The following is a 25173-nucleotide window of genomic DNA, read 5'->3' on the forward strand; positions in this document are numbered from 1 at the left end:
GACCGTCAGGTCAGCAGGGCGGGACCGGTTCCGAACAGGAACACGATGAACATCGCGAGCATGAACCATGAGGCGCCCTGCCAGATCTGCCACCGACCGCCGGACCGCCAGCACCGATAGGTGCGCCACAGGGCGGCGAGTGCGCCGATGAGCATGATGATCGGCGCCGCGACGATCAGCGTCGTGCGCAACCCGTCGTCGGAGGCCCAGGCCACGATGAGCGCTGCCAGCGCGAAACCTATTGTCACAGCGCCATGTAGGACGGACTGACGCAGTTCGTCGGTGCTGCCGGGGGACTTGTCGGGAGTGGTCATATCTGCTTCGTGTTCGATGATCGTTCACCTCGACTCCACCCTACCCTGTGCGAAATCGGCTGTGACCGGGGACTTTCTCCTCATTGCCGGTCGGCCGTCGGCGGGGCAGGATGGGAGATGAAGGTCTGTGAGGCATACCGAGTGAGGAGATGAGACCGGACATGAGCGCGATTCTCGTCGGCGTGGATGGGTCGGATGCGTCGAATGCGGCTGTGCGATGGGCGGCCAAGGCCGCGACCATCGAGGATGTCGACCTGAAACTGGTCGGCGTCTACGACATCAGCACCAGCAACTACGCGCCGGGACTGATCATCCCGCAGGATGTCGTCGATGCGATCAAGCAGGACGCGACCGATGCGGTCCACGCGGCCGCCGAACTCGCCAAAGAGGTTGCCCCGGGGGTGTCGGTGCAGACGACCCTCGTCGAGGGTGACGCTGCCCGTGCCCTGCTGGAGCTCGGCAAGGATGCGGGCACGATCGTTCTGGGCACCCGTGGTCTGGGATCGATCAAGGGCTTGTTCCTCGGTTCGGTCAGCACCAGCGTGGCCGCCCACTTCCACGGTCGCGTCGTGGTCGTCGCGGGCTCCGGCGGAAATGGGGCGGTCGTGGTCGGCGTCGACGACTCGCCGGTCAGCGATGCGGCGGTCGCCGAGGCGTTTCGGCAGGCGTCGCTGCGCAACGCGAAACTGGTCGCAGTACACACCTGGACACCGCTCGACGTCGACGCGCTGCACGGCTACGGCATCGACCCCGACGAGATCGCGCGGATGTCGCAGGATGCGGTCGAGGCGGTCGCAGAGCGTCTCGCCGGTTACACGGCCGACTATCCCGATGTCGTCGTCGAGCGCGTGGTGATCCCCGAGGAGCCGGCGAAGGCGGTGCTCGACGCCGCGGACGATGATGCCCAACTGATCGTCGTCGGCAGTCGCGGACGCGGCGGATTCACCGGGCTGCTGCTCGGCTCGACCAGTCAGAAGATCTTGCACCAGGCGGATCGTCCGGTGATGGTCGTCCGGAGCTGACCCTTCGTGACGCTCGCAGGCTCGCTCCTCAGGGGTCGGGGGACGCTCGCGCGCTCGCTCCTGAGGGGGGCGCTCGCACGGTCGCTCCTCAGGAGCCCGCGAGGAACGAGTGAGCGTCTCCCCGACCCCTGAGGAGCCCGCGAGGAACGAGTGAGCGTCCCCCGATCCCTGAGGAGCCCGCGAGGAACGAGCGAGCGTCTCGAAGGGTGCAGCGACTTCAAGTTCACTTGAGGTCACCTAGCATGGTCGTGTGACGCTCAGGAAGCTCGAACTCTCGGTCGGGGAACTGGCGCAGCGCGCCGGTATCGCGCCGTCAGCGGTGCGGTTCTACGAAGACCAGGGACTGATCTTCAGTCGCCGCACTTCGGGCAACCAGCGTCGGTATCACCGTGCGATGCTGCGGCGCGTCGCGTTCATCCGCGCATCGCAGGCCGCGGGAATCCCTCTCGCGGTGATCGCCGACGTCCTCTCCGAGCTCGGGCACAGCGAGTCACCGCCGAAATCGATGTGGGAGTCCGCATCCAAGCGCTGGATCGACGACATCAACACCCGGATCGCCCTGCTGGAGAACATGCGCGACATGATCGGTTCCTGTGTGGGTTGCGGGTGCCTGTCGCTGGGTGAATGTCATCTGCTCAACCCCGGCGACGAGATGAACAAACTCGGTCCGGGGCCGCGCCGACTGATGCGCGACTGAGCCCGTCCGCGACGGTCGATAGCATCGATCCATGGCCCGACCCACCCGTGTTGCGCTCGCCCTCGGCAGCGGTGGGGCTCGCGGCTACGCCCACATCGGGGTGATCTCCGAACTCGCCGATCGTGGGTTCGAGGTCGTCACCGTCGCCGGGTCGTCGATGGGTGCCCTCGTCGGCGGACTGCACTGCGCAGGCAAACTCGACGAGTACGTCGACTGGACCAGCAAACTCACGCAGCTCGACGTGGTGCGCCTGATGGATGTGTCGTTGTCGAAACCCGGCGTGATCGGTGCCGAGCGCATCCTGACACGTGTGCGCGAGATCCTGGGGGACACCCGGATCGAGGATCTCGACATCCCGTTCACAGCGGTCGCCACCGACCTCAACGCCGGGCGCGCGGTGTGGTTCCAGCGCGGCAGCCTCGTCGACGCGATCCGCGCCTCGATCGCCATCCCGGGTGTGATCAGCCCGCACGAACTCGACGGTCGTCTCCTCGGCGACGGCGGCATCCTGGACCCGCTCCCGGTCGCCCCCACCTCGGCGGTGACCAGTGACGTGACCATCGGGGTCGTGCTCGGGGCCGACGGCGGCCCCGACCAGGGAGCAATGCGTGAAGCGAAGTCCAAGGGACTGCTCCGGCGCAATGTGGCCCCGATCCTCGACAGCGACTTCGTACGGTCGGTCCGCGATCGTTTCGGACTGGAACTCTCCGCCACCGATCCGGATGCGCAGGTCGGGGGCGACAACCTGCGCATGGGCCGGATCGAGGTGCTCAGTCGGTCGCTCGACATCATGCAGGAGGCGCTGACCCGCTATCAGGTGGCCGGATATCCACCGGACATCCTCATCAGGGTCCCGCGTCGCGCTGTGCGCACCCTGGACTTCCACAAGGCGTCGGAGATGATCGCCCTGGGACGTTCGCTCACCGCCGACGCCCTCGACGAGTTGCCCGAGTTGGCTTGATGAGGATCCGCGCCCTGAGAATCCACGCTGCGATCATCCCCGCCGGTAGCGTCCAGACCCTGGGAGTCGTGACGCGGTGAGACAGATTCCCCGCGGGATCTGGGTGCTGCTCGCCGCCAACGTCGTCATCGCACTCGGCTACGGTCTGATCGCGCCCGCACTGCCCGCCTTCGCCCGCAGCTTCAATGTGAGCTTCACCGCGGCCTCCGCGGTGGTGTCGGCCTTCGCAGTGATGAGGCTGCTCTTCGCGCCGGCGACCGGCCGGCTGGTCACGGTGTTCGGTGAGCGACGGATCTACCTGATCGGTCTGCTCATCGTCGCCGGCAGCACGTTCGCGTGCGCATTCGCGCAGGGATACTGGCAGCTGTTGCTGTTCCGTGCGGCGGGCGGCGTCGGCTCCACGATGTTCACCGTGTCCGCGATGGCGCTGCTGATCCGTATGTCGCCCGGTGAGATCCGCGGCCGCGTGTCCGGCTACTTCTCCGCGGGTTTCCTGATCGGCAACATCACCGGTCCGCTGATCGGCAGTGCCCTGGTCAATTTCGGCCTGCGGATGCCGTTCGTCGTCTACTCGATCGCTCTCGTCATCGCCTCGATCGTGGTGGCGACCCAGCTCCGCGACCACGGCGGCAGGCCGGATCCGACGCAGACCGTCGCGGTCGGGGTGCTGGCGTTCCGGGCTGCCCTGCGCGACAGCACCTACCGCGCGATCCTGTCGTCGAACTTCGTGCAGGGCTGGTCCTCGATGGGTGTGCGGGTGGCGGTCGTGCCGTTGTTCATCACCGACGGACTGGACGAAGGGGCCGCGATGTCGGGCGTCGCGCTCGCCGTTTTCGCCGTCGGCAACGTCGCCGCGATCGTCGTGGCGGGCCGTCTGTCGGACACCTTCGGCCGGCGTCCGGTGATGCTGCCCGGCCTGGCCGTCGCCGCGGTCGCCACCGCGGCCCTCGGGTTCGCGCCGAATCTCGCGGTGGCGCTGGCACTCTGCCTGGCCGCAGGTGCAGGCTCGGGACTGTTCGCGCCGACCCATCAGGCCGCGTTGGCCGATGTCCTGGGCAATCGTCGGCAGGGCGGCTCGGCCCTCGCCGCGTACGGGATGTCGTCCGACCTCGGCGCGGTCAGTGGACCGATCGTTGTCGGATTCGTCGCCGACAAAGCAGGTTTCGGACCCGCTTTCGTGCTCACCGGCGCGGTGACCGCGGTCGCGTTCGTCCTCTGGCTGCTCGCGGCGGAGACCGCACCGGCCGTCGTCGGCGCCGGGCCCCATCTCACCGACGTGGAGCGCGACACGGACGACTGACGCCTCTGCTCAGCCGGTCAGATGGCCGTCGACGAATTAACGTGGTCCCATGAACAGCGCGGCAGCCGACTACACGCTGGGGTCGACCTCCGAGGTGGGCAGACTGCGCGCGGTGATGCTGCACCGGCCCGGCGACGAACTGCGCCGCCTGACCCCGCGCAACAACGATCAGCTGCTGTTCGACGGACTGCCGTGGGTGGCCCGCGCGCAGGAGGAACATGACGAGTTCGCCGAGGTGCTGCGGTCGCGTGGGGTCGACGTCTACCTCCTCGGTGACCTGCTCACCCAGACGATCCAGCACAGTGGCGCCGCGCGAATCCAGGGCATCGCCGCGGCCGTCAGCCCGCGCCGGCTGGGCACTCATCTCGCCGACGACCTCGCGAGTCACCTCCGAGGACTGCCCGCACCCGAACTCGCCCACGTGCTGACGGCGGGGATGACGTTCGACGAGCTCCCGGTGACGCCAGCGGCCGCGACCCAGTCCCTCGTGCGACGGATGCACCACGGGCCCGAGTTCGCCATCGAACCGCTCCCGAATCTGCTGTTCACCCGCGACAGTTCGTTCTGGATCGGGCCACGCTTCGCGATCACCTCGCTCGCGCTCCCGGCCCGGGTGCGGGAGACGTCGCTGACCGATCTCATCTATGCCCATCACCCGCGTTTCGTCGGCGCGCGACGCGCCTACGAGTCGCAGGTGGCGCCCGTCGAGGGTGGCGACGTACTGCTGCTCGCTCCCGGGGTCGTCGCGGTCGGGGTGGGCGAGCGGACTACCCCGGCCGGTGCAGAAGCGTTGGCGCGCAGCCTCTTCGACGACGGACTCGCGCACACGGTGCTGGCGGTCCCGATCGAGCAGGCGCGGGCGTTCATGCATCTCGACACGGTCTGCACGATGGTCGACGTCGACGCCGTGGTGATGTACCCGAACATCGCGGAGTCGATGTCGGCGTTCACGTTGCGCCATACCGGGGGGAGCGTCGACATCACCGGTTCACGGCCGTTCGTGGAGGCGGCGGCCGAGGCGATGGAGATCGAGAAACTCCGGGTCATCGACACGGGGCTCGACCCGATCACCGCCGAGCGTGAGCAGTGGGACGACGGCAACAACACCCTGGCGCTGTCGCCCGGCGTCGTCGTCTCCTACAACCGCAACGTGGAGACGAACCAGCGGCTGCGCGACTCGGGGATCGAGGTCCTCGAGATCGAGGGACGCGAACTCGGGTCGGGCCGCGGTGGCCCGCGCTGCATGTCATGTCCGCTGGCCCGGGACGAACTGTGAGCGGCGGACTCTCGGTGGAGCCGGTGGATCTGGCCGCGATGCTGCGGATCGACGCCGACGGTGCCGCGCCACCGTTCGAGCAGGTGCGCGCGGGCGTCATCGACCTGATCGGTCGCGGTGACCTCATGGTCGGAGCGCGCATCCCGACCGTCCGAAAACTCGCCGCCGACCTCGACCTCGCCGCGAACACCGTGGCGCGCAGTTACCGCGAACTCGAGGCCGCGGGCATCATCGAGACCCGCGGACGGCATGGATCGTTCGTCAAGGCGGGTGCCGACGCCACTCGGGACAAGGCCCAGCGGTTGACGCTGGAACACGTGAAAGCCCTGCGTGAACTAGGTATCGATGACACCGCGATCATCACAATGGTGACACAGGCCACACGCTCGAGTTGAGACTTGTACCGACCTTTGATTGTGTGAACTGGTGACAACAGAAGAGAAAACGGACATGACGTCGCACGGCGGCGCCATCAGTACTGGGCGCGGCACGCGACGGAAGCCGACCATCGATCCCTGGGTGTTCGGGATCACTGCTCTCATCGTCATCGGTTTCGTGATCTGGGGCATCGCCGACAAGGACAGTCTCAAGACCTCCAGCGACAACGCTCTCGCCTGGATCACCGACAACCTCGGCTGGTTGTTCATCCTGTCGGCAACCGGATTCGTGGTGTTCGCGATCTTCCTCGCGGTGAGCAAGTACGGTCGCATCCCGCTCGGCCAGGACGGTGAGAAACCCGAGTTCCGCACCGTCAGCTGGATCGCGATGATGTTCAGTGCCGGCATGGGCATCGGTCTGATGTTCTTCGGTGCGTACGAGCCGCTGTACCACTTCGTCAACGCGCCGCCCGAGATGCCCGCCGAGGACGTCCGCGCCGCGATGGCGACGACCATGTTCCACTGGGGATTCCACCCGTGGGCGATGTATGCGGTGGTGGGTCTGGCGATCGCCTACAGCACCTACCGGATGGGTCGCGGCCAGTTGATGAGCGCCGTGTTCGAGCCGCTGCTCGGCAGCCGGTCGAAGGGACCCATCGGCAAGATCATCGACATCCTCGCCATCTTCGCGACGTTGTTCGGCACGGTCGCCTCGCTGGGACTCGGTGCGCTGCAGATCGGTTCGGGTCTGGTGAAGGTCGAGTGGGTGAACGAACCGTCGACGATGCTGCTGGTCGCGATCATTGCGATCCTCACGGCGTGTTTCGTCGCCTCGGCGGTCTCCGGCATCGCCCGCGGCATTCAGTGGCTGTCGAACATCAACATGGTGCTGGCGCTGATCCTCGCCGTGTTCGTATTCGTCGTCGGCCCGACGGTGTTCATCATGAATCTGCTCCCGACGACCCTCGGCGCCTACCTGAACGACCTGCCGTTCCTGTCCGCCCGGTCGGGGGCGACCGTGGACGCCGACGGCCAGTCCTGGCTTGCGTCGTGGACGATCTTCTACTGGGCGTGGTGGGTGTCGTGGACACCGTTCGTCGGTCTGTTCCTCGCCAAGATCAGTCGCGGACGCACCATCCGTGAGTTCGTCATCGGCGTGATGGTCGTGCCGACGACGGTGTCGCTGGTCTGGTTCTGTGTCTTCGGTGGCACGGCGATCCGCCAGCAGACCGACGGCGTGAGCCTGCCGCTGGACAACAGCGAGGACACACTGTTCGACGTTCTCGCGAACATGCCGTGGACCGCGATCGCATCCGCGCTCGTCATGTTGCTGGTGGCGATCTTCTTCGTCTCCGGCGCCGACTCGGCGTCGATCGTGATGGGGTCGCTGTCGCAGCGGGGAACCCACGATCCGTCCCGGTGGGTCACCATCTTCTGGGGTGTGCTGACCGGCACGGTGGCCGCACTGTTGCTCGCGATCAGCGGCGACGACGCCCTGAGCGGTCTGCAACAGATGGCCATCATCGCGGCACTGCCGTTCGTCATCGTCATGATCGCGATGTGTTTCGCGCTCTATCGCGATCTCCGACGGGACCCGTTGATCGTCGCGCGTCTCGAACTGCGCGATCAGGTCGACGAGCACATCCGTCAGCAGGCCAACGAGATCGGGACCGGCGAGTTCGTCGCGGTCGAGGTGACGCGCGACGGTTCGGCCGGCGACGACACCGTGACCGACGGGGTGCTGTCGGAATCACCCCTGGCCCAGGTTGTCAGCCCCAGCTCGGCAACCAGATCTGCTGATGCCACTGAGCCGGGGAGATCGGACTCGCGGTGAGGATCGGCCACAACCAGATGAAGTTGACCACCACGAGGCCGATGTAGATCGCCACCACCAGGATCGCGAGGGTACGTCGTTCCGGACGTGCCCTCGCGGTCGTTGCCCCCACCCGCAGCAGATCACCGCAGCACAGCGCGAGTCCCATCACGAGGAACGGCGCCATCACCGTCGCGTAGAAGAAGTACATCTGTCGGTCGAGGTCGGCGAACCAGGGGAGCAGTCCGGCCGCGTACCCGACGACCACCGCGGCGTAGCGCCAATCGCGGCGGACCAGCCATGACCACAGACCCCACGCCAGCATCGGCAGCGCCAGCCACCACAGCGCGGGCGACCCGATCAGCATCTGCGCACGGATGCATTCGCCGCCGCCACACTGATCGGGTCCGTTCTCGATCGCGTACAGCATGGGCCGCAGACTCATCGGCCACGTCCACGGCTTGGACTCCCATGGATGGTGATTGCCGGCCGAGTTCGTGAGACCGGCATGGAACTCCAGGATCCCGGACTCGTAGAACCACAGAGATCGCCAGGCCCCCGGCACCCACGCGAAGGGGCCGCCGACACCGATCTGATTGCCCACCTCATACCGGTACACGGCGGTCTCGTTGGTGAACCACGGCACGAACGTGGCGAAGTAGATGAGGACGGGCATCACCGCGAGGCTGGCGCCGGACGGCAGCACGTCGCGGCGCAGGACACCCATCCAGGGGCGCCGGACGTGGTAGGCCTTGCGCGCGGCGACGTCGAAGCCGAGTGCGAGAACAACGAAGAAGATGACGAAGTAGATGCCGGACCACTTGGTGCCGCAGCCCAATCCGAGCATGACGCCGGCGGTGAACCGATACCAGCGGAACCCGAGCCGCGGCCCGAACGGGCTGTCGGCGATCCGCCCCTCGAGGTGGACCCGATGCATACGGGCCCGCACCTGATCGCGGTCCGCGATGAGTGCGGCGAAGGCGGCGACCACGAACAGCGCCTGGAAGATGTCGAGCATGCCCATCCGCGACTGGACGAACAGCACGCCGTCGCAGATGGCGAACACCCCGGCGATGGCGCCGATCAGCGTCGACCGGGTCATCCGTCGGACACAGCAGTAGATCATCACGACGATCGCCACGCCGGCCAGTGCCGGGGTGATCCGCCAGCCGACCGGGCCATAGCCGAAGACGGCCTCACCGGCGGCCAGCAGCCACTTGCCCACCGGCGGATGCACGACGAGACCGTAGGCGGGGTTGTCCTCGATCCAGTTGCCGCCGGTCAGCACCTGCCAGCCCTGCGGCACGTAGTGCTTCTCGTCGAAGACCGGCGTGCCCTGGTCGGTCGGGCGTGCCAGACCCCACAATCGGGTGATCAGCGCGACTGCGGCGATCACCAGGCCGACGACGAGTCCGCGCCACCGATCGGGCGCGCCGAAGACGGGCGCGGGCACGGGACGGCCCGGGGTGGTGCCGAGATCCTCTGCACGGCCGTGATCGCCGTCGACGGAGAGACCGCGCTCCCCGTCGAGACGACGATCGAGGAGGGCGGGGTTGGTCACCCGTCCGATCGTAGTGGCCCCTCGTAAGCTGATCGGTGATGAACTCCCCGGAACCGGTCGACGAGACGACCGTCGACCTCACCGACCACTCCGTCGACCAGCGGCCCGCCGATCGGGACGAGCCCGCAACGCCCGACGGCGGTCGGCTCGTCCTCGCCGCGACCCCGATGGGACAGGTCGACGACGCGTCGCCGCGCTTGCGGGCCGCGCTGGAATCGGCCGACATCGTCGCCGCGGAGGACACGCGGCGCGCGCGGTCGTTGGCCGCCGCCCTGAGTGTGACCATCGGCGGAAGCCTGGTCAGCTACTACGACCAGGTGGAGGCGTCGCGGACGCCGGGTCTGCTCGAGGCGATCGCCGCCGGGTCGACGGTTCTGCTGATCACCGACGCCGGGATGCCGTCGGTCAGCGACCCCGGCTTCAAGCTCGTCGCCGCCTGCGCCGACGCCGGGCTGCGGGTGACCTGTCTGCCCGGTCCGTCGGCGGTGACCACGGCGCTCGCGGTGTCGGCGTTGCCGTCCGAACGGTTCTGCTTCGACGGTTTCGCGCCGCGCCGATCGGGGGCGCGCCGCGACTGGCTGTCCGGTCTCGTCGATCAGCCGCGCACGACCGTGTTCTTCGAGTCGCCACATCGCCTGGCCGACACCCTCGCCGAGGCCGTCGAGGTCCTCGGGGCCGATCGTCGCGCCGCGGTGTGTCGGGAACTCACCAAGACCTACGAGGAGATCCGGCGCGGGACACTGGCCGAACTAGCGGCATGGGCCACCGGTGGGGTGCGGGGCGAGATCACCGTCGTCGTCGCGGGTGGCGCCCCTCGTGTCCGCGACATGGCCGATCTCGTCGACGAGGTCGAGCAGCTCGTCGACGGCGGCATGCGGCTGAAGGACGCGTGCGCGCACGTCACGCAGGGCGGCGGTGCTTCCCGCCGAGAGGTGTATCAAGCAGTGCTTGATAGTCGAGAGGACGATCGGCCGGAGTAGTCGCACCGTCTTTCGCGATGCGCAGGGTCACGCCGGGGGCGAGCCGATAGGGGCGGCTGGCCAGCAGCGCCCCGACAGCCCGCCGAAGCCGCGACATCTCGGCGCGGACGGTGACCACGTGGCCGGTGTCGCCGAAGATGAGTCGGCTCAACCGGGCCGAGGTCAGACCCGACTCGGACGCCTCGGCCAGCAGCAGGAGGATCTGCGCGTGGCGTCGCGTGAGGACCGTGCGCCACTCCTCGCCGTCGCCGACCACGCTCAGCGACGGTTCACCGCGCAGGTCCAGCTCGGCGATGATCGGGTTGGCCGGGCCGACTCGGCGGAGCAGCCAGCCGGAGCCGACCGGGATCGCGACACAGGTGCCGATGCCGGGGACGAATTGGTGGGCACCCTCGGTCGGTGCGGCCACGGCATCCGGGGCGGTGCAGCCGCGGCTGTCGGCCACCCAACCGTCGCGGTCGACGAGCAGTGCCGGACCGCGGATGCCGGCCAGGCGGGCGTGGGCCGCACGGCGGAGCTCGACGAGCGAACGCGAATGGGCCGCGGCGATCTCGTGCTCGCCGAGTGCGGCCATGCTCGCGGCGAACGCGGTCGACGATGGCTGGAGACCCTCGATCGGGCCCGCGAGCCCGACGATGCCCGCCATCGATCCCGTGCGTGGATCGTGGATCGGGGCCGCGGCGCAGTAGAGCGCGTGCAGGGCGTGGTTGTAGTGCTCGGCGCCGACCAGTCGCGTGGGTCGATGATCGGTCATCACCAGACTCACCGCGGTGGTCGCGGTGGAGGCCTCGTCCCACCGGCTGCCCTCGACGAGCTCGAGGTGATCGGCGGCATCGAGCCAGCGAGCGGTTCCGCCGCGCCACAGCAGGACGCCGTCGGCGTCGAAGACACCCATCATGAGGTCGGAGTCGTCGGTCGTCTCGCTGAACACCTGCTGTAGCCGGCGTGCGCTCTCGCCGAGCGCGTTGTCGCGCCGACGATCGCTCACCTCGGCGGGCGCGAGGTGTCGAGGGGCGTGCCGGTCCGCTCGGAACCCGGCATCCATGACGCGTTGCCAGGAGGCGATGACATCACCCCTGGTAGTCGGCGCGGGGAGATCGACCGTCATCTCAGCGGGAGAGTGATCTCCCCGACCGTCGATCACGCGCGAATCATCCGTACTCGGCAGTATGGATCGACGCATAGTCCGATGCTACCCCAGGGATGTGACCGACATGGGTCGCGGATCCGGCAAATGGGTCAAGTGGGTGACATCAGGCGTCGAGCGTTCGATCTACCACGACAAACGTATCTGCGACGACGACTCGCCCGAGCTCATCCCGACGATGCTGGCCGCCTTGTCGAGGCATTCCTGCCACTCCCGCAGCGGATCCGAGTCGATCGTGATACCGCCGCCGACGCCCAGTGATGCCCTGCCGTCCGGGGTCAGTGCAACCGTCCGGATGGCCACGTTGAGGTCGAGGCCGCGCCCGGGGCCCGCCACGCCGACAGCGCCGCAGTACACGCCGCGCGGATGTTCCTCCCATTCCGCGAGGAGTTCGGCGGCACGCTGCTTCGGTGTGCCGGTGACGGATGCCGGGGGAAAGGTGGCGCGGAGCAGTTCGTTCGTGCCGACGGCGGGGTCGACGATCGCCTCGACCCGTGAGACGAGGTGCCAGACGCCCGGCGCGGGTACCACCGACAACAGGTCCGCGACCCGCACGGTGCCGGTCACCGCTATCCGTCCGAGATCGTTGCGCACGAGGTCGACGATCATCACGTTCTCGGCGATGTCCTTCGTCGACGCCGACAACGACTCGGGTTCGGCATCGGCGCCGACCGTGCCCTTGATCGGCGACGACGACACCAGATTCCCGGTGCGGCGTAGGAACGACTCCGGCGAGAAGCTCGCCACCGTTCCCCAATCCCCGTGCAGGTACGCCGCTTTCGCGGGTCGGGTGGCGGAGGTGACCGAACTGAAGAACTCGGCCGGGTCGCCGGTGATCTCGCCGGTGAAGCGGGTGCACACGCATGCCTGGTACACCTCGCCCGCGCGGATCGCCTCGAGGCACTCCTCGATCGCGGCCAGATGCGGTTGCCGTTCGGGGGCGACCCACGTCGCCGACCACGCGTTCTCGGCGCGGGTGGTGGTCGCGATGGCGTCGGCGATCCATGGGGCACAGGGGGTGTCGTCGACGCTCTGGTGATGCCACCGCCCGTCACGCAGGACGAGGACCTCTCCGGTCAGTCCGCCGACGGCGGTCGGGAGTGCGGATTCGGTGGCGCGCACGGGAAATCCGAGATACCCGAACCAGAACCGGTCGGGATCGTCGGGGGGCGGGAATCCCGGTCGCAACCGGATCGACGGTGCGATCACGGCGTCGGCGTCCCACCAGTCGCCGATCAGCGCGGCCGGCGGCGGCATCCCGGCCGCCCTGGTGTACGCATGCAGCGCACGCAGGACGTCGAGCGCCGGTGCGGTCACGCCTCGTAGCGGGGGAAGACCGGTGACGGCTTGGGCAGAGCGCTCCCGGGCGTGACGCGGTCGTCGACGGCGGTGAACGTGCGCTGATCGGTGTCGACGGCGAGGAGGTCGAGCAGACGATTCGTCGACTCCGGCATGATCGGCTGGGCCAACAACGCCACGACACGTACCACCTCGGCGCAGACGTACAGGACGGTCGCCGTCCGCTCGAGGTCGGTCTTGGCGAGCTTCCACGGCTCCTGCGACGAGATGTAGCGGTTGGTGTCGGCGAGCACCGACCAGAGTGACTCGATACCGAGATGAATGGCCTGTACGTCGAAGTGCTCACGCACGCGCGGGAGTAGACGCGCGGCCTTGTCGAGGAGTGCGGTGTCGTCGGCGGTCAGATCACCGGGGTTCGGCACCACACCGTCGAAGTACTTGCCGATCATCGACAGGGTGCGCTGCGCGAGATTGCCGAACTCGTTGGCGAGGTCGGCGTTGATCCGCCCGATGATCGCATCCGTCGAGTACGACCCGTCCTGACCGTAGGAGACCTCGCGCAGGAAGAAGTAGCGGACCGGGTCGAGTCCGAACTCGTCGATCAGGTTGTCCGGGTCGACGACGTTGCCGACGGACTTGCTCATCTTCTCGCCCTTGTTGAACAGGAAGCCATGTGCGAACACACGTTTGGGCAGTTCGATGCCCGCGCTCATCAGGAATGCCGGCCAGTACACGCAGTGGAACCGGATGATGTCCTTGCCGATGATGTGCAGGTCCGCTGGCCAGTAGCGGCCGAATGTGTCTGCGTCGTCGGGGAATCCGACGCCGGTCAGATAGTTCGTCAGGGCGTCGACCCACACATACATGACATGGTCGGGATGCCCGGGCACCGGCACGCCCCAGTCGAAGGTCGTCCGCGAGATCGAGAGATCGTTCAGTCCGCCCTTGACGAAGCTGACGACCTCGTTGCGGCGGACATCGGGACGCACGAACTCGGGATGGGTCTCGTAGAGCTCGAGGAGTTTGTCCTGATAGGCGGACAGACGGAAGAAGTAGGTCTGCTCCTCGGTCCAGGTCAGGACGTGGCCGGTGTCGGCGGCGACACGGTTGCCCGCGTCGTCGACCGTGGTGTCGCCCTCGGCATAGAACGTCTCGTCGCGGACGTCGTACCAGCCGGAGTAGGCGTCGAGGTAGATGTCCCCGGCGTCGAACATCCGCTGCCAGATCGCCTCGGAGGCGATCTTGTGGTCGGCGTCGCTGGTCCGGATGAACCGGTCGAAGCTCGACCCCAGCCGCTCCTGCAGTTTCTGGAACCGATCGGAGTTGCGGTTGGCCAGGTCGGCGGTCGGGATGCCCTCGGCCTCGGCCGTCTGCTGCATCTTCTGACCGTGTACGTCCGTGCCGGTGAGGAACCGGACGTCGAAGCCGTCGAGTCGCTTGAACCGGGCCAGGGCGTCGGCCGAGATGTACTCGTAGGCGTGGCCGATGTGCGGGGCGCCGTTCGGGTACGCGATCGCCGTGGTGATGTAGTACGGCTCGCCCGCACCGTGCGAGGCGCTGATCTGGTCAGAGGTCATGGTGGTGCCAGGATACTTGGTGGTCCGACGGTGCACGCCGCGCCCACTGGGCTGTCGGTCACCATCCGCGCGCCGCCGATCGCAGCCACCTCGAATTGAGAACACCACCTGGGTTCGCAACCAAGGTGGTGTTCTCTAATCGAGGTGGCTACCAGCAGGCCATCGGCCGCCGACAGCCCTCAGTCCATCCGGCGGTACGGCTCGCAGCCGGGCGGGGCCTTGGGGGCCTCGCGCCGGGCCATCTCGGGGATCGGTTTGCTCACCGGCGCGTCGTCGAGGGTGAACTTGTCGCCGTGGTGCGCGAGGTCGATCGGCGGCCCCGACAGCAGGCGGTAGGTGGCGGTGTCGCGATCGATCGCCACCACGATCTTGGACTCGCCGACCGCCATGCGGAACGACAGGTAGGTGAGCCGGCTCGGCAGACGCGGCGCGAAGGTGATCTTGCCGCCGAAGTCACGCATGCCGCCGAATCCGGCGACGCAGTCGGTCCAGGCGCCGGCCAACGCCGCGATGTGCAGGCCGCTCGACACGTTGTCGTGCAGATCGTGCAGATCGGTGAACACCGACTCGCACATGAGGTCGTAGGACAGGTCGAGGTAGCCGACCTCCGCCGCGACGACGGCCTCGCAGCACGCGGACAGCGACGAGTCGCGAACGGTCAGCGGGTAGTAGTAGTCGAAGTTGCGCAACTTCTGCTCGGGTGTGAACGCATTACCGAACATGTACATCGCGAAGACGAGGTCGGCCTGCTTGACCACCTGCTTGCGGTACAGGTCGTAGTACGGATAGTTCAGCAACAGCGGATACTTGCCCACCGACGACTCGAAATCCCATGCGCCGAGCAAGGTGAACGATTCGCACTGCTGATGGACGCCGAGCGCCTCGTCGTAGGGGATCGACATGTCGTCGGCACAGGACTCCCAGTGCGCCGCCTCCGCGACGGTGACGCCGAGTTCCCTTGCGACGTCGGGTCGTCGGTGCACGGCCGCCACTGCGTCCCGAAGATTCTGCTGCGCAGCCAGATTGGTGAACACATTGTTGTTGACGACGGCGGTGTACTCATCGGGACCGGTGACACCGTCGATACGGAACTTGCCGTTGACGTCGTGGTGGCCGAGGCCGGCGAAGAGCCGTGCGGTCTCGACCAGCAACTCGACGCCGCATTCGGTCTCGAACTGCTCATCGTCGGTGGCGCGCAGGTAGCGGGCCGTCGCGTTGGCGATGTCGGCGCTGACGTGGACGCCCGCGGTACCGGCCGGCCAGTAGCCCGAACACTCGTCTCCGTTGATGGAGCGCCAGGGGAACATGGCGCCGCGCTGTCCGAGTTCGGCGGCTCGACTCTTGGCCTTGTCCATGGTCGCGTGCCGCCAGCGCAACTCCTCGCCGGCCGCCGCGGGGACGGTGTAGGTGAGCATCGGGAGGATGAAACTCTCGGTGTCCCAGAAGGTGTGGCCGTCATAGCCGGGACCGGTGAGTCCCTTGGCAGGGATCGCGCGCGATTGCCCGCGCGCCCCGGCCTGCAGCACGTGGAACAGTGCGAACCGGACCGCCTGCTGTAGTTCCGGATCTCCGTCGAGTTCGACGTCGGCGTCGCGCCAGAAGTCCTCGAGGTAGGTGATCTGGTCGGCTTTCAGTGCGTCCCAGCCGGTTTCCATCGCCATCGCCAGGGCGGCATCGACCTGTGCACGCAGCGCGGGTACCGAACGCCGCGCCGACCATCCGTACCCCATGTACTTGGTCAGCGAGAGTTTGCTGCCCTGCGGCACATTCGCGGCGACCGTGAGGCGGGCCAGATCCGAGTCGGCACGGATGAAGGCATCGGCCTTGTCCGGGAAGTCGATCTCGTGATCCATACCGGCCGCGACGTGGAGACCGGAGGTCTTGGTGTGGTGGACGAGCATGCCCCAGTAGTTGCGGCACGCGGCGAGATCGGAGACGAGCGGCTGATCGAGCGCCGCGGCCAGACGCGGGTCATTGCCCGGCGCCGGGATCGGCTCGTTGGCCAGCAGGTCCGACTGCAGCACGAGCTTCATGTCCTCGCCGATCGGCTCCACCTCGTAGCGGATGGCCGCGATCGTACGTTTGGTGAAGGACACGAGACGTTCGGACCGGATGCGGACCGTGCGCCCGGTGGGCGACGTCCACAGCGTATGGCGGCGCAATGTCCCGGTGCGGAAATCGAGGGTGCGTTCGTGTTCGACGGTGCGCCCGTAGCGCAGGTCCATCGGCTCGTCCTCGACGAGCAGACGGATGATCTTGCCGTCGGTGACATTGACCACGGTCTGCCCGGATTCCGGGTAGCCGTAGCCACTTTCGGCGTACGGCAGTCCGCGGGTCTCGTAGAACCCGTTGAGGTAGGTGCCGGGATGGTCGACCGGCTCGCCCTCCTCGAACGTGCCGCGCAGGCCGATGTGGCCGTTCGACAACGCGAACAGCGTCTCGGTGCGGCCGAGCATGTCGACGTCGAGGCCGCGCCAGCGCAGCTGCCACGGGTGGACGTCGAAGCCGTGTTCCATCGCGCTCGGGCTCATGCGGGGAGCAATTCGTCGAGATCGTTCACGACGACGCTGGCCCCGGCGGAGCGCATCGCGTCGGCCTGGGAACCACCGACACGATCGATGGCGACGACGTAGCCGAACTCACCGGCGACGGCTGCCTCCACGCCGGAGATGGCGTCCTCGAACACCGCGGCCTGCGCGGGCGCCACGCCCATCAGTTCGGCGCCGAGCAGGAACGAGTCGGGCGCGGGTTTGCCGCGTAAACCCTGTGCGGCGACAGCCAATCCGTCGACCCGCACCTCCACGAACCTCGTGAGGTCGGCTGCGTCCAGCACGGCTGCTCCATTCTTCGACGACGTCACGACAGCGATCCGCAATCCGGCCTCGCGGGCCGCCTCGAGGTATCGCACCGAACCAGGGTAGGGATCGACTCCCTTCGTCTCCAACGTGGCGACGAACACGTCGTTCTTGCCCGCACCGATCGCGGCCATCGTCTGCTCGGGCACATCGTCGAGACCGCGGGAATGCAGGAACGCACGAACCCCGTCGTCGCGCGGACGCCCGTCCACGTAGTCGAGGTAGTCCTGTTCGGTGAACTCGACGAAGTTCTCCGGGTCGCGCTCGGAGAGGAACGCGTCGAACGCCTGTTTCCACGCCGAGCGATGAAGCACCGCTGTGGACGTCAACACGCCGTCGAGATCGAACAGTGCCACCGATGTCGTCTCTGGCAAACCCAACACGGTCGAAACGCTACCTGTCCGAGCGATGACTGGCGCGGCATGCGAGGCGATTGGCGTGTGGCCGCCGGTACACCCGAGGTCAGGGCGGCCGAGGTCGGGGTGCCCGGCGTCAGGCGGTCGCGGGGTCGGCGTCGAAGAAGTCGGTCGAGTCCAGTTGTCGGATCAGGCGATCGCGTGCGTCGTCGAACCGTGCGTGGATCTCGGCCCGGATGGCCGCGGTGTCGCCGGCGCGGAGGTGCTCGATGAGTCGACGATGGCTCGACACCGCCTCCCGTGCCCACTCCGGGTCGCGTGCGTAGAGGTCGTACGGGGTGTACTTGCTCGCCGAGAACACGAACCAGGCGAGCTTAGTGCTGTTCGCGGTGAGGTTCACCTGGCGGTGAAAGGCGAACTCGCCCCGCAGGATCGCCGTGTGGTCGCCGGCGTCGACGGCCTCCTCCAGCGAGTCGACGAGCTGGTGCATCCGGGTCAGGTGCGCGGCCAGGTCGGGATGGTGTGCAGCGTGGGTGGCCAGGCGGGCGGAGAGTTCGGCCTGCATCCAGAAGATGTCCACGATGTCGCCGCGGTCGAGTGCCTCGACGATGAACCCGCGATGCGGCGACGACCGCACCAGCCCCTCGCCGCGCAGCGTCACCAGTGCCTCGCGGACCGGGGTGACGCTGCACCCGAGCGACGACGCGGTCTCGTCGAGGCGGATGTGGTCGCCGGGTCGGAGCTCACCCGTCATGATCCGGTCGCGCAACGTGTCGGCGACCTCGTCGGTCAACTGGGTTCGTCGCAGGTGTGTCTGTTGCAGCGTCACGGCGCTCGAATCTGTGCGGTCTGTCGTCTGTGCGAAGGCAATGCGCGGACGCCACGCGGCCGCGCGTCCGGGCTGAGTTCGGATGTCGCCGACGTGCCCCTCGCACAACCACCCCGACCGCGGCTGTGAGTCACGCCGGCGACGAGACTGGACAGTATCAGATGACATATATGAAATGTGAGCGTCGCCGGCGAACAGCCGAAATCCGTTTGGCACCTCGGACCCCGGCGGCGAGGATGGACGGGTGACTCGTCGATTCGCCCAAGTTGATGTCTTCTCCGCAGTCCCCGTGGCCGGGAACCCGGTGGCCGTCGTGATCGACGCCGAGGGGCTCGACGACGACGCGATGGCCGCCTTCGCCCGCTGGACCAACCTCTCTGAGACGACGTTCCTCCTCCCCCCGACGACACCGGACGCCGACTATCGCCTACGGATCTTCACGCCGGGCGGGGAACTGCCGTTCGCCGGTCATCCGACCCTGGGATCGGCCCATGCGTGGCTGCAGGCCGGCGGCACCCCACGAGGCGACCGACTCGTCCAGGAATGCGGGGTCGGATTGGTCGCGATCCGCTCCGATGGTGATCGACTGGCCTTCGCTGCGCCCCCGCTTGCGAGGTCCGGGCCGGTCGACGAGGCGACGGTGCGGGAAGTGAGTTCCGCGCTCGGGCTCCTCGACGGCGAGGTCACCGCGGCCGAGTGGGTCGCCAACGGCCCCGGCTGGATGGCACTGATGCTGGGATCAGGCCGTCGCGTGCTCGAGATCGACCCGGACATGGCAGCACTCGGCATGCACGAGGTGGGCGTCGTCGGCCCGTACGTCGACGGACTGCCCGGCGAGCCGGAGATCGCGTTCGAGGTGCGCGCCTTCGTCCCCGGACAGGGCGTTCCCGAGGACCCGGTCACCGGGAGCCTCAACGCGGGGATCGCCGTCTGGTTGCGGCGAGAGGGCCTGGCGCCCGAGTCGTACGTCGCGGCGCAGGGCACGGCGCTCGGTCGGTCCGGTCGGGTGCACATCGACGACGACGGCACCGACATCTGGGTGGGGGGTGCGGCCACGACTGTCATCGCTGGCACAGTGGTGCTGTGAGCGAGACGTCTCCCGCCGACAGCCCGACCGAGCCCACCCCGCCCGAAACCTCCCGGCCCGAGACCGAGAGCAACAAGGCCGCACGCAAGCGTCGTCGGCGCGAACCTCCGCCGGACCCGAAGCCGCTGCCGGGCCTGGTCGACGCTCACACCCACCTCGCCGCCTGCGGCGGTCGCGATCCGGAGTCGGTCGCCGCGATTCTCGACCACGCCGAGCGCGTCGGGGTCGAACAGGTCGTCACCGTCGCCGACGACATGGTCGACGCCCGCTGGGCACTCGATGCCGCGCGTTGGGACCGACGGGCGTTCGCGGCGGTGGCCCTGCATCCCACTCACGCCGGTGAACTGGACGACGCGGCGAAGGCCGAACTCGAGTCGATGGTCGCGGACCCGAGAGTCGTCGCGGTGGGGGAGACCGGGCTCGATTACTACTGGCCGGGGAAGTCCGAATCGTGCGCGAGTCCGGAGATCCAGGCCGAGGCGTTCCGCTGGCACATCGACCTCGCCAGGCGCGTGGGGAAGCCGCTGATGATCCACAACCGGGAGGCCGACCGCGATCTCCTCGACATCCTCGCCGACGAGACGGCACCCGAGACCGTGATAATGCACTGCTTCTCCGGTGACCGAAACGTTGCACGCGAATGTGTGGAGCGCGGATACATCCTGAGTTTCGCCGGAACCGTGAGCTTCGCGAACGCCGACGAACTGCGTGCAGCGGCCGAGCTCGTGCCCGACGAGCAGATCCTGGTGGAGACCGATGCGCCGTTCCTGACCGCGCATCCCTACCGTGGCCAGCCAAATCAGTCGTATTGCCTGCCCTACACCGCGCGAGCGCTCGCCGAGGTCCGCGGCATCGACGACCTCACCATGTCGCGACTGCTGGGCGACAACGCCCGACGGGTCTACCGGTTACCTTTGCAGTAATCACCCCGGTTCGTTATCGTATTGTGATCCCGCTGCCATGGGCGGCGATTCCCGGTCAGATGGGCTGTACACAGTCCGGGGGGCCTCGGACATCGCGTGTGGTCACAGCGTGGAGACTTCTGTCCCCGACCAGGATGTAGATCTTGTCTGTTCTCGCACGCATCAACGATTCGCAGTCCACCCGTGCCCGCGTCGCCGTCGGCGCCGTGCTGGCCACCCTCACCGCGGGCGGGATCATGGGCATCGCCATGCAGAAGGACGTCAAGGTCAACGTCGACGGCCAGGTCACGACGGTCTCCACGATGGCGATGTCGGTCGATTCGGTGTTGCGTTCGCAGGGCTACGAGCCGGCGGCAGGTGACCAGGTCTCGCCATCGCTCGACTCCGGTGTCGGAGATGGGCAGACCATCACCCTCAACCGCAAGAAGACGGTGACGCTCGACGTCGACGGTCAGCGCCAGGAAATCTCCACCACCGCCGCGAATCTGCCGCAACTCCTTGCCGAACACGGCCTCAGCTCCAGCGCGAGCGATCCGAACTTCCCGCGGTCGAATTCCTTGCCCGTCGACGGTGGTGTGATCGACGTCACCACCCCCAAGCGGGTGGTGCTCACCGATGGTGTCGTGACCTACCGTCCGAGCGTCGCCGCCAAGACGGTCGGCGACGTCCTCGTCGAGACCGGCAAACCGCTCGGTGGCGACGACAAGGTGACGCCCGCCGCCAACACCCCGGTGTCGCCGAACATGAAGATCAAGGTGACCCGTATCCGCACGATGGACACGACCGTCAACGAGCCGGTCGCACCGCCGGAGGTCAAGAAAGAGGACCCGACGCTGGTCCGTGACCGTAAGGTCGTCGTGAAGGCGGGCAAGCCCGGGGAACAGCGGGTCACCTACAAGCTGACGATGGTCAATGGCAAGGTCGTCAAGCGCGACAAGATGGGTGCCGAGGTCGTCACCGAACCACTGGCCGCCACCGTCAAGGTCGGCACCAAGCCGGGTGCACCCTTCGTCGCGCCGGGTTCGGTCTGGGACGCACTGGCCCACTGCGAGGCGACCGGGGACTGGGCGATCAACACCGGCAACGGCTTCTACGGTGGTGTGCAGTTCGACCAGAACACCTGGGCGCGCTGGGGCGGCCTCGAGTATGCACCGCGCCCGGACCTGGCCACCCGCGAAGAGCAGATCGCGATCGCCAAGAAGACCCAGGCAGCCCAGGGCTGGGGCGCGTGGCCGTCCTGCTCCTCCAAGCTGGGCCTGCGCTGATCGACCGACCGCAGCTCCTCGGCCCCGCGCAGATCCGCAGGCTCGCTGCGGAACTCGATGTGCGACCGACGAAGACGTTGGGGCAGAACTTCGTCCACGACGCCAACACGGTGCGACGGATCGTCACCGCGTCGGGTGTCGGACCGGACGACATCGTCCTCGAGGTCGGCCCCGGTCTCGGATCACTCACCCTGGCATTGCTCGATGTCGCCGGTCGCGTGATCGCGGTCGAGATCGACCCGATCCTCGCCGGGCGACTGCCCGCCACCATCGCCGACCACGCACCCGCGCAGGCCGATTCCTTCGACGTGATCACCGCCGACGCGATGACCGTGTCCGCCGACGACCTGCCGGCCGCCCCGACCGCACTCGTCGCCAACCTTCCGTACAACGTCGCGGTACCGGTCCTGCTCCATCTGCTGGGCGAGTTTCCCACCATCGCAACATCGTTGGTGATGGTCCAGGCGGAGGTCGCCGACCGCCTCGCGGCCGGGCCGGGAAGCCGCGTGTACGGCGTCCCCAGCGTCAAGGCCCGCTATCACGGCATGGTCAAGCGCGCGGGGGCCGTCGGGCGCAACGTGTTCTGGCCCGAACCCAAGGTCGAGTCCGGTCTGGTCCGGGTGGACCGGACCGACACCTACCCCGACGATCCAGCCCTGCGGGCACGTGTCTTCGCGGTCATCGATGCGGCCTTCGCGCAGCGTCGCAAGACGATGCGGTCCGCGCTCGCCGGGTGGGCCGGCAGTGCGGTCGAGGCCGAACGCCGACTGCGCGCTGCGGGGATCGACCCCGGCATCCGCGGTGAGCGGCTCGACGTCGACGATTTCGTGCGGTTGGCGGCGGTGGACTGACCCTCGCGGTCTGCGCCCGGTTCCCCTACCTGTTCCCGGCTTTTCCCGAGCGTCGGCATGGGTGGGGCCGGACGGTCGACAATGGAGGCATGGCCGACATCCGGACGACGCGGCTCCACCTCCGACGACCCGACGAGAGCGACGTGGACGCGATCTTCTCTGCCTGCCAGGATTCCGACATCCAGCGTTTCACGCTCGTACCGGTTCCGTACCGCCGCGAGGATGCCGAACATTTCGTCCGGGTCGTCGCTGTGCATCCCCGGTCCTCTGTGTGGACCATCCGAACGCTGCTCGACGACACCTTCGTCGGCGTCGCCGGACTGCGCATGGCCGACGACGTCGGCACGCTCGGCTACTGGTGTGCGGCCCCACAGCGTGGTCGCGGGTACCTCGGTGAGGCGGTCGCGACGGTCGTCGACCATGGGTTCACCGTCGTCGGCGCCGGCACCATCCGGTGGAGTGCGCTGCTGGACAACGTCGCGTCCGCCCGACTGGCCGCGTCGCTCGGGTTCCGATACATCGGCCGACGGACGGAGACCGCCCATGGGCTCGACGAGCAGGTGAACACCGCCGAGCTCCTCCGGTCCGATCCGCGCGAACCCCGCGCGTGGCCGGCCGCCGTCGTGGGCCCGAACCCCTGACGGGACGCCGACGACCACGCGTTCGTCCATTACGCTGGACTCCTGTGTCTCGAGCCTCGTTGTCGGTGGTGTCCGACGCCGTCACCGTGCGCGTTCCGGCCAAGGTGAATCTGTACCTCGGCGTGGGCCCACTCCGTGCCGACGGTTACCACGACCTGGTCACCGTGTTCCAAGCGCTGTCGTTGTGCGATGACGTCCGGGTCAGTCCCTCCACCGAGCTCGGTGTGACGACCACCGGCGAGGGCGCCGCCGATGTCCCCGCCGACGGCACGAACCTCGCCGCCCGTGCGGTCACCGAGGTGGCGCGCCGGGCCGGCCGACCACCTCGGGTCGCGATCGACGTCACCAAGCGCATACCCGTTGCCGGCGGTATGGCCGGCGGATCGGCCGACGCCGCCGGCGCCCTGGTCGGTGTGATCGACCTGTGGGGACTCGACATCGATCGGGACGAACAATCCGAGATCGCCGCCGGACTGGGCAGCGACGTGCCGTTCGCGCTGCACGGGGGGACGGCTCTCGGCACGGGACGGGGAGAACAGCTGATGCCGATCCTCGCGCGCGGGGAGTTCCACTGGGTGCTGGCCATGTCGAAGTCGGGCCTGTCGACCCCGGCCGTCTATCACGAACTGGACCGGTTGCGGGAGAACAGATCTGACACCGACATCGTCACCGAACGGCCGGACGAGCTGATGGCCGCATTGACCTCGGGGGACCCGCATCGGGTCGCGCCGTTGCTGCGCAACGATCTCCAGCCCGCCGCGCTCAGTCTGCAGCCGGCCCTCCGTCGGACGCTGCGTGCGGGTATCGATGCGGGGGCACTCAACGGCATCGTGTCCGGCTCCGGCCCCACGTGTGCTTTCTTGTGCGCGGATGAGACCGCGGCGGTCAATGTCGCGGCAGAGTTGTCCGGTGCAGGCGTCGCCCGGGCCGTGCGCACCGCGAGCGGTCCGGTGCCGGGGGCCCGCGTTCTCGTCGACTGAGGAGTCTCAGCTGCCGAAGACGTTGATGGCGTTGCCGTAGGCGCGCAGCGAGGCGATCGAGCCGTTGTAGCGGTTCAGGTCGACACGCGTGGGAACACCGGGCAGCCACCCGGAACTGGTGAACTGCCAGAACTTCCACGTCCGCCAACCGCCGCGCGGCATCTCGGGTGCGCCTCGCCCGTTGTACGACGCGATCCACAACGGGTGGTCGGCGAACTCACGGGTGGCGCCCATCGCGGTGTTCCAGAAGTTCGGGTAGGTGTACAGGATCGTCTTGCGACCGGTCAGCGGCTCGAGAACGGCGAAGAACTCCCGTGTCCAGGCGGCCAGCGCCCGCGGCCCGAGTCCGCCGGAGTGCTCGAGGTCGAGGACCGGAGGGAGGTCGAGGATGCCGTTCTGTCCGAGGACGACCGCTGCGTAGAACAGCGCCTGTGGTGCGGCGGGACGACTCGGATCGGCGTAATGATAGGTGCCCCGGATGAGTCCCGCCGCACGCATCGCGAGACTGTCCTGCACGAAATACGGGTTGACGTACCACGTGGATTCGGTCGCCTTGACCATCGCGATCTGCTGCCCCGATGCCCGCACGGCGAACCAGTTGATCGATGCGCCACCCGGATGCTGATGGCTCGACACGTCCGGGCCGATCTGCGGGGCGGCTGTCGCTCCCGGTGCGATCGTCGTCGCACCGGTCAGCGCGACGGTGCCGGCGATGACGGCGGTCACGATCGATCGTCGAAGGACCACGACAGCCACGCTAGGGGAGATCGTCGTCCTTCGCAGATCATTTCGCCGGTTCGAGCGGAACCTCGTCGATCGTGCCCGGCGTCTCGTCGATCGTGCCCAGGATCTCGTCGATCGTGCCCAGGATCTCGTCGACTGTGCCTGGACCACGTCCCTGCCTGGGTCTGCTTGGGCTCACGGGGTCGTCGTGGGCACGGTCAGCGAAATTCTGGGCACAGTCGGCGGATTCTTGGGCACGATCGGCGAGATTCATCGGCGAGATTCTCGGGCACGATCGGCGCTGCCGACGGCCCGCCGACGACGCGTTGCTAGGGTCTA

The 25173-nt window shown here is 67.8% G+C and carries 24 protein-coding genes; 14 read left to right on the top strand and 10 right to left on the bottom strand.

The annotated features are described in order from the left end of the window. Nucleotides 1–5: 5 nt before the first annotated feature. Nucleotides 6–314 carry a hypothetical protein gene (locus EEB19_RS08780; protein WP_187585200.1) on the bottom strand — a complete coding sequence of 103 codons (309 nt, stop codon included), beginning with the start codon at nucleotides 312–314 and terminating at the stop codon, nucleotides 6–8. A 161-nt stretch (nucleotides 315–475) separates the two neighbouring features. Between EEB19_RS08780 and EEB19_RS08785 the strand changes: the two genes are divergently transcribed. The 7 genes from EEB19_RS08785 (at nucleotide 476) to EEB19_RS08815 (ending at nucleotide 7781) form a co-directional block, all read left to right on the top strand. Continuing rightward, nucleotides 476–1336: a universal stress protein gene (locus EEB19_RS08785; protein WP_187585202.1), complete on the top strand. Its 861-nt coding sequence runs from the start codon at nucleotides 476–478 to the stop codon at nucleotides 1334–1336. 250 nt (nucleotides 1337–1586) lie between these two features. Then, a complete protein-coding gene (soxR, locus tag EEB19_RS08790) occupies nucleotides 1587–2033 on the top strand; it encodes a redox-sensitive transcriptional activator SoxR (RefSeq protein ID WP_187585204.1) in 447 nt (148 codons plus the stop codon). 31 nt (nucleotides 2034–2064) lie between these two features. Continuing rightward, a complete protein-coding gene (locus EEB19_RS08795) occupies nucleotides 2065–2994 on the top strand; it encodes a patatin-like phospholipase family protein (RefSeq protein WP_187585206.1) in 930 nt (309 codons plus the stop codon). Between the two features lie 76 nt (nucleotides 2995–3070). Next, nucleotides 3071–4294 carry an MFS transporter gene (locus tag EEB19_RS08800; protein WP_187585208.1) on the top strand — a complete coding sequence of 408 codons (1224 nt, stop codon included), beginning with the start codon at nucleotides 3071–3073 and terminating at the stop codon, nucleotides 4292–4294. Between the two features lie 49 nt (nucleotides 4295–4343). Beyond that, nucleotides 4344–5570: an arginine deiminase gene (locus EEB19_RS08805; RefSeq protein ID WP_187585210.1), complete on the top strand. Its 1227-nt coding sequence runs from the start codon at nucleotides 4344–4346 to the stop codon at nucleotides 5568–5570. Then, nucleotides 5543–5965, top strand: coding sequence for a GntR family transcriptional regulator (locus tag EEB19_RS08810; protein WP_187585212.1), 423 nt, complete (start codon nucleotides 5543–5545; stop codon nucleotides 5963–5965). Before EEB19_RS08805 ends, EEB19_RS08810 begins: the two co-directional genes overlap by 28 nt. A 55-nt stretch (nucleotides 5966–6020) precedes the next feature. Then, nucleotides 6021–7781: a BCCT family transporter gene (locus tag EEB19_RS08815; RefSeq protein ID WP_187585214.1), complete on the top strand. Its 1761-nt coding sequence runs from the start codon at nucleotides 6021–6023 to the stop codon at nucleotides 7779–7781. Here the strand turns inward: EEB19_RS08815 and EEB19_RS08820 are convergent. Further along, entirely contained in the window at nucleotides 7717–9321 is a 1605-nt protein-coding gene (locus EEB19_RS08820) for a dolichyl-phosphate-mannose--protein mannosyltransferase (RefSeq protein WP_187585216.1), read from the bottom strand. The genes EEB19_RS08815 and EEB19_RS08820 overlap by 65 nt on opposite strands. A 38-nt stretch (nucleotides 9322–9359) precedes the next feature. Between EEB19_RS08820 and rsmI the strand changes: the two genes are divergently transcribed. Beyond that, a complete protein-coding gene (gene rsmI, locus EEB19_RS08825) occupies nucleotides 9360–10301 on the top strand; it encodes a 16S rRNA (cytidine(1402)-2'-O)-methyltransferase (protein ID WP_187585218.1) in 942 nt (313 codons plus the stop codon). On the opposite strand, the gene EEB19_RS08830 is transcribed toward rsmI, so the two are convergent. The 6 genes from EEB19_RS08830 to EEB19_RS08855 all read right to left on the bottom strand — a co-directional run bounded on the left by EEB19_RS08830 (nucleotide 10222) and on the right by EEB19_RS08855 (nucleotide 18358). Continuing rightward, nucleotides 10222–11409 (bottom strand): helix-turn-helix domain-containing protein, encoded by a 1188-nt coding sequence (locus EEB19_RS08830; RefSeq protein WP_187585220.1) that lies wholly within the window; start codon nucleotides 11407–11409, stop codon nucleotides 10222–10224. The genes rsmI and EEB19_RS08830 overlap by 80 nt on opposite strands. 165 nt (nucleotides 11410–11574) lie before the next feature. Continuing rightward, entirely contained in the window at nucleotides 11575–12765 is a 1191-nt protein-coding gene (locus EEB19_RS08835) for an aminodeoxychorismate synthase component I (RefSeq protein ID WP_187585222.1), read from the bottom strand. Beyond that, the gene (gene metG / locus EEB19_RS08840; protein ID WP_187585224.1) at nucleotides 12762–14324 is read right to left on the bottom strand and encodes a methionine--tRNA ligase; all 1563 of its coding nucleotides are present in this window, start codon (nucleotides 14322–14324) and stop codon (nucleotides 12762–12764) included. Before metG ends, EEB19_RS08835 begins: the two co-directional genes overlap by 4 nt. Nucleotides 14325–14503: 179 nt before the next feature. Then, nucleotides 14504–16855: a glycoside hydrolase family 65 protein gene (locus EEB19_RS08845; RefSeq protein ID WP_187585226.1), complete on the bottom strand. Its 2352-nt coding sequence runs from the start codon at nucleotides 16853–16855 to the stop codon at nucleotides 14504–14506. Continuing rightward, on the bottom strand, nucleotides 16852–17562 hold the full coding sequence (locus EEB19_RS08850) for an HAD family phosphatase (protein WP_187585228.1): 711 nt from the start codon (nucleotides 17560–17562) through the stop codon (nucleotides 16852–16854). Before EEB19_RS08850 ends, EEB19_RS08845 begins: the two co-directional genes overlap by 4 nt. A 109-nt stretch (nucleotides 17563–17671) precedes the next feature. Next, the gene (locus EEB19_RS08855; protein ID WP_262365534.1) at nucleotides 17672–18358 is read right to left on the bottom strand and encodes a GntR family transcriptional regulator; all 687 of its coding nucleotides are present in this window, start codon (nucleotides 18356–18358) and stop codon (nucleotides 17672–17674) included. 250 nt (nucleotides 18359–18608) lie between these two features. Between EEB19_RS08855 and EEB19_RS08860 the strand changes: the two genes are divergently transcribed. From EEB19_RS08860 to EEB19_RS08885, 6 genes are all read left to right on the top strand, one after another. Continuing rightward, nucleotides 18609–19451, top strand: a complete 843-nt coding sequence (locus EEB19_RS08860; protein ID WP_187585232.1) for a PhzF family phenazine biosynthesis protein — start codon at nucleotides 18609–18611, stop codon at nucleotides 19449–19451. Next, on the top strand, nucleotides 19448–20374 hold the full coding sequence (locus EEB19_RS08865) for a TatD family hydrolase (protein WP_187585234.1): 927 nt from the start codon (nucleotides 19448–19450) through the stop codon (nucleotides 20372–20374). The genes EEB19_RS08860 and EEB19_RS08865 overlap by 4 nt, the downstream gene beginning before the upstream one ends. Nucleotides 20375–20517: 143 nt before the next feature. Further along, nucleotides 20518–21639: a resuscitation-promoting factor gene (locus tag EEB19_RS08870; RefSeq protein WP_262365527.1), complete on the top strand. Its 1122-nt coding sequence runs from the start codon at nucleotides 20518–20520 to the stop codon at nucleotides 21637–21639. Further along, the gene (rsmA, locus tag EEB19_RS08875) at nucleotides 21603–22490 is read left to right on the top strand and encodes a 16S rRNA (adenine(1518)-N(6)/adenine(1519)-N(6))-dimethyltransferase RsmA (protein WP_187585236.1); all 888 of its coding nucleotides are present in this window, start codon (nucleotides 21603–21605) and stop codon (nucleotides 22488–22490) included. The genes EEB19_RS08870 and rsmA overlap by 37 nt, the downstream gene beginning before the upstream one ends. 89 nt (nucleotides 22491–22579) lie before the next feature. After that, nucleotides 22580–23131, top strand: coding sequence for a GNAT family N-acetyltransferase (locus tag EEB19_RS08880; protein ID WP_187585238.1), 552 nt, complete (start codon nucleotides 22580–22582; stop codon nucleotides 23129–23131). Between the two features lie 44 nt (nucleotides 23132–23175). Next, on the top strand, nucleotides 23176–24111 hold the full coding sequence (locus tag EEB19_RS08885; protein ID WP_187585240.1) for a 4-(cytidine 5'-diphospho)-2-C-methyl-D-erythritol kinase: 936 nt from the start codon (nucleotides 23176–23178) through the stop codon (nucleotides 24109–24111). A 6-nt stretch (nucleotides 24112–24117) separates the two neighbouring features. On the opposite strand, the gene EEB19_RS08890 is transcribed toward EEB19_RS08885, so the two are convergent. Together EEB19_RS08890 and EEB19_RS08895 are read right to left on the bottom strand one after the other, a co-directional pair. Continuing rightward, complete coding sequence (locus EEB19_RS08890; protein ID WP_187585242.1) at nucleotides 24118–24837, bottom strand: glycoside hydrolase family 25 protein; 720 nt, start codon at nucleotides 24835–24837, stop codon at nucleotides 24118–24120. Between the two features lie 58 nt (nucleotides 24838–24895). Next, nucleotides 24896–25108, bottom strand: a complete 213-nt coding sequence (locus EEB19_RS08895) for a hypothetical protein (RefSeq protein WP_187585244.1) — start codon at nucleotides 25106–25108, stop codon at nucleotides 24896–24898. Nucleotides 25109–25173: the final 65 nt, after the last annotated feature.

The sequence above is a fragment of the Gordonia sp. OPL2 genome, assembly GCF_003797825.1.
Classification (GTDB): domain Bacteria; phylum Actinomycetota; class Actinomycetes; order Mycobacteriales; family Mycobacteriaceae; genus Gordonia.

Excerpts from the sequence above, each read along its gene's own strand:
- EEB19_RS08780 (WP_187585200.1), bottom strand. The coding sequence starts at position 314 with ATGACCACTCCCGACAAGTCCCCCGGCAGCACCGACGAACTGCGTCAG.
- EEB19_RS08785 (WP_187585202.1), top strand. The coding sequence starts at position 476 with ATGAGCGCGATTCTCGTCGGCGTGGATGGGTCGGATGCGTCGAATGCG.
- EEB19_RS08795 (WP_187585206.1), top strand. The coding sequence starts at position 2,065 with ATGGCCCGACCCACCCGTGTTGCGCTCGCCCTCGGCAGCGGTGGGGCT.
- EEB19_RS08805 (WP_187585210.1), top strand. The coding sequence starts at position 4,344 with ATGAACAGCGCGGCAGCCGACTACACGCTGGGGTCGACCTCCGAGGTG.
- EEB19_RS08810 (WP_187585212.1), top strand. The coding sequence starts at position 5,543 with ATGTCCGCTGGCCCGGGACGAACTGTGAGCGGCGGACTCTCGGTGGAG.
- EEB19_RS08815 (WP_187585214.1), top strand. The coding sequence starts at position 6,021 with ATGACGTCGCACGGCGGCGCCATCAGTACTGGGCGCGGCACGCGACGG.
- rsmI (WP_187585218.1), top strand. The coding sequence starts at position 9,360 with ATGAACTCCCCGGAACCGGTCGACGAGACGACCGTCGACCTCACCGAC.
- EEB19_RS08830 (WP_187585220.1), bottom strand. The coding sequence starts at position 11,409 with ATGACGGTCGATCTCCCCGCGCCGACTACCAGGGGTGATGTCATCGCC.
- metG (WP_187585224.1), bottom strand. The coding sequence starts at position 14,324 with ATGACCTCTGACCAGATCAGCGCCTCGCACGGTGCGGGCGAGCCGTAC.
- EEB19_RS08845 (WP_187585226.1), bottom strand. The coding sequence starts at position 16,855 with ATGAGCCCGAGCGCGATGGAACACGGCTTCGACGTCCACCCGTGGCAG.
- EEB19_RS08880 (WP_187585238.1), top strand. The coding sequence starts at position 22,580 with ATGGCCGACATCCGGACGACGCGGCTCCACCTCCGACGACCCGACGAG.
- EEB19_RS08895 (WP_187585244.1), bottom strand. The coding sequence starts at position 25,108 with ATGAATCTCGCCGATCGTGCCCAAGAATCCGCCGACTGTGCCCAGAAT.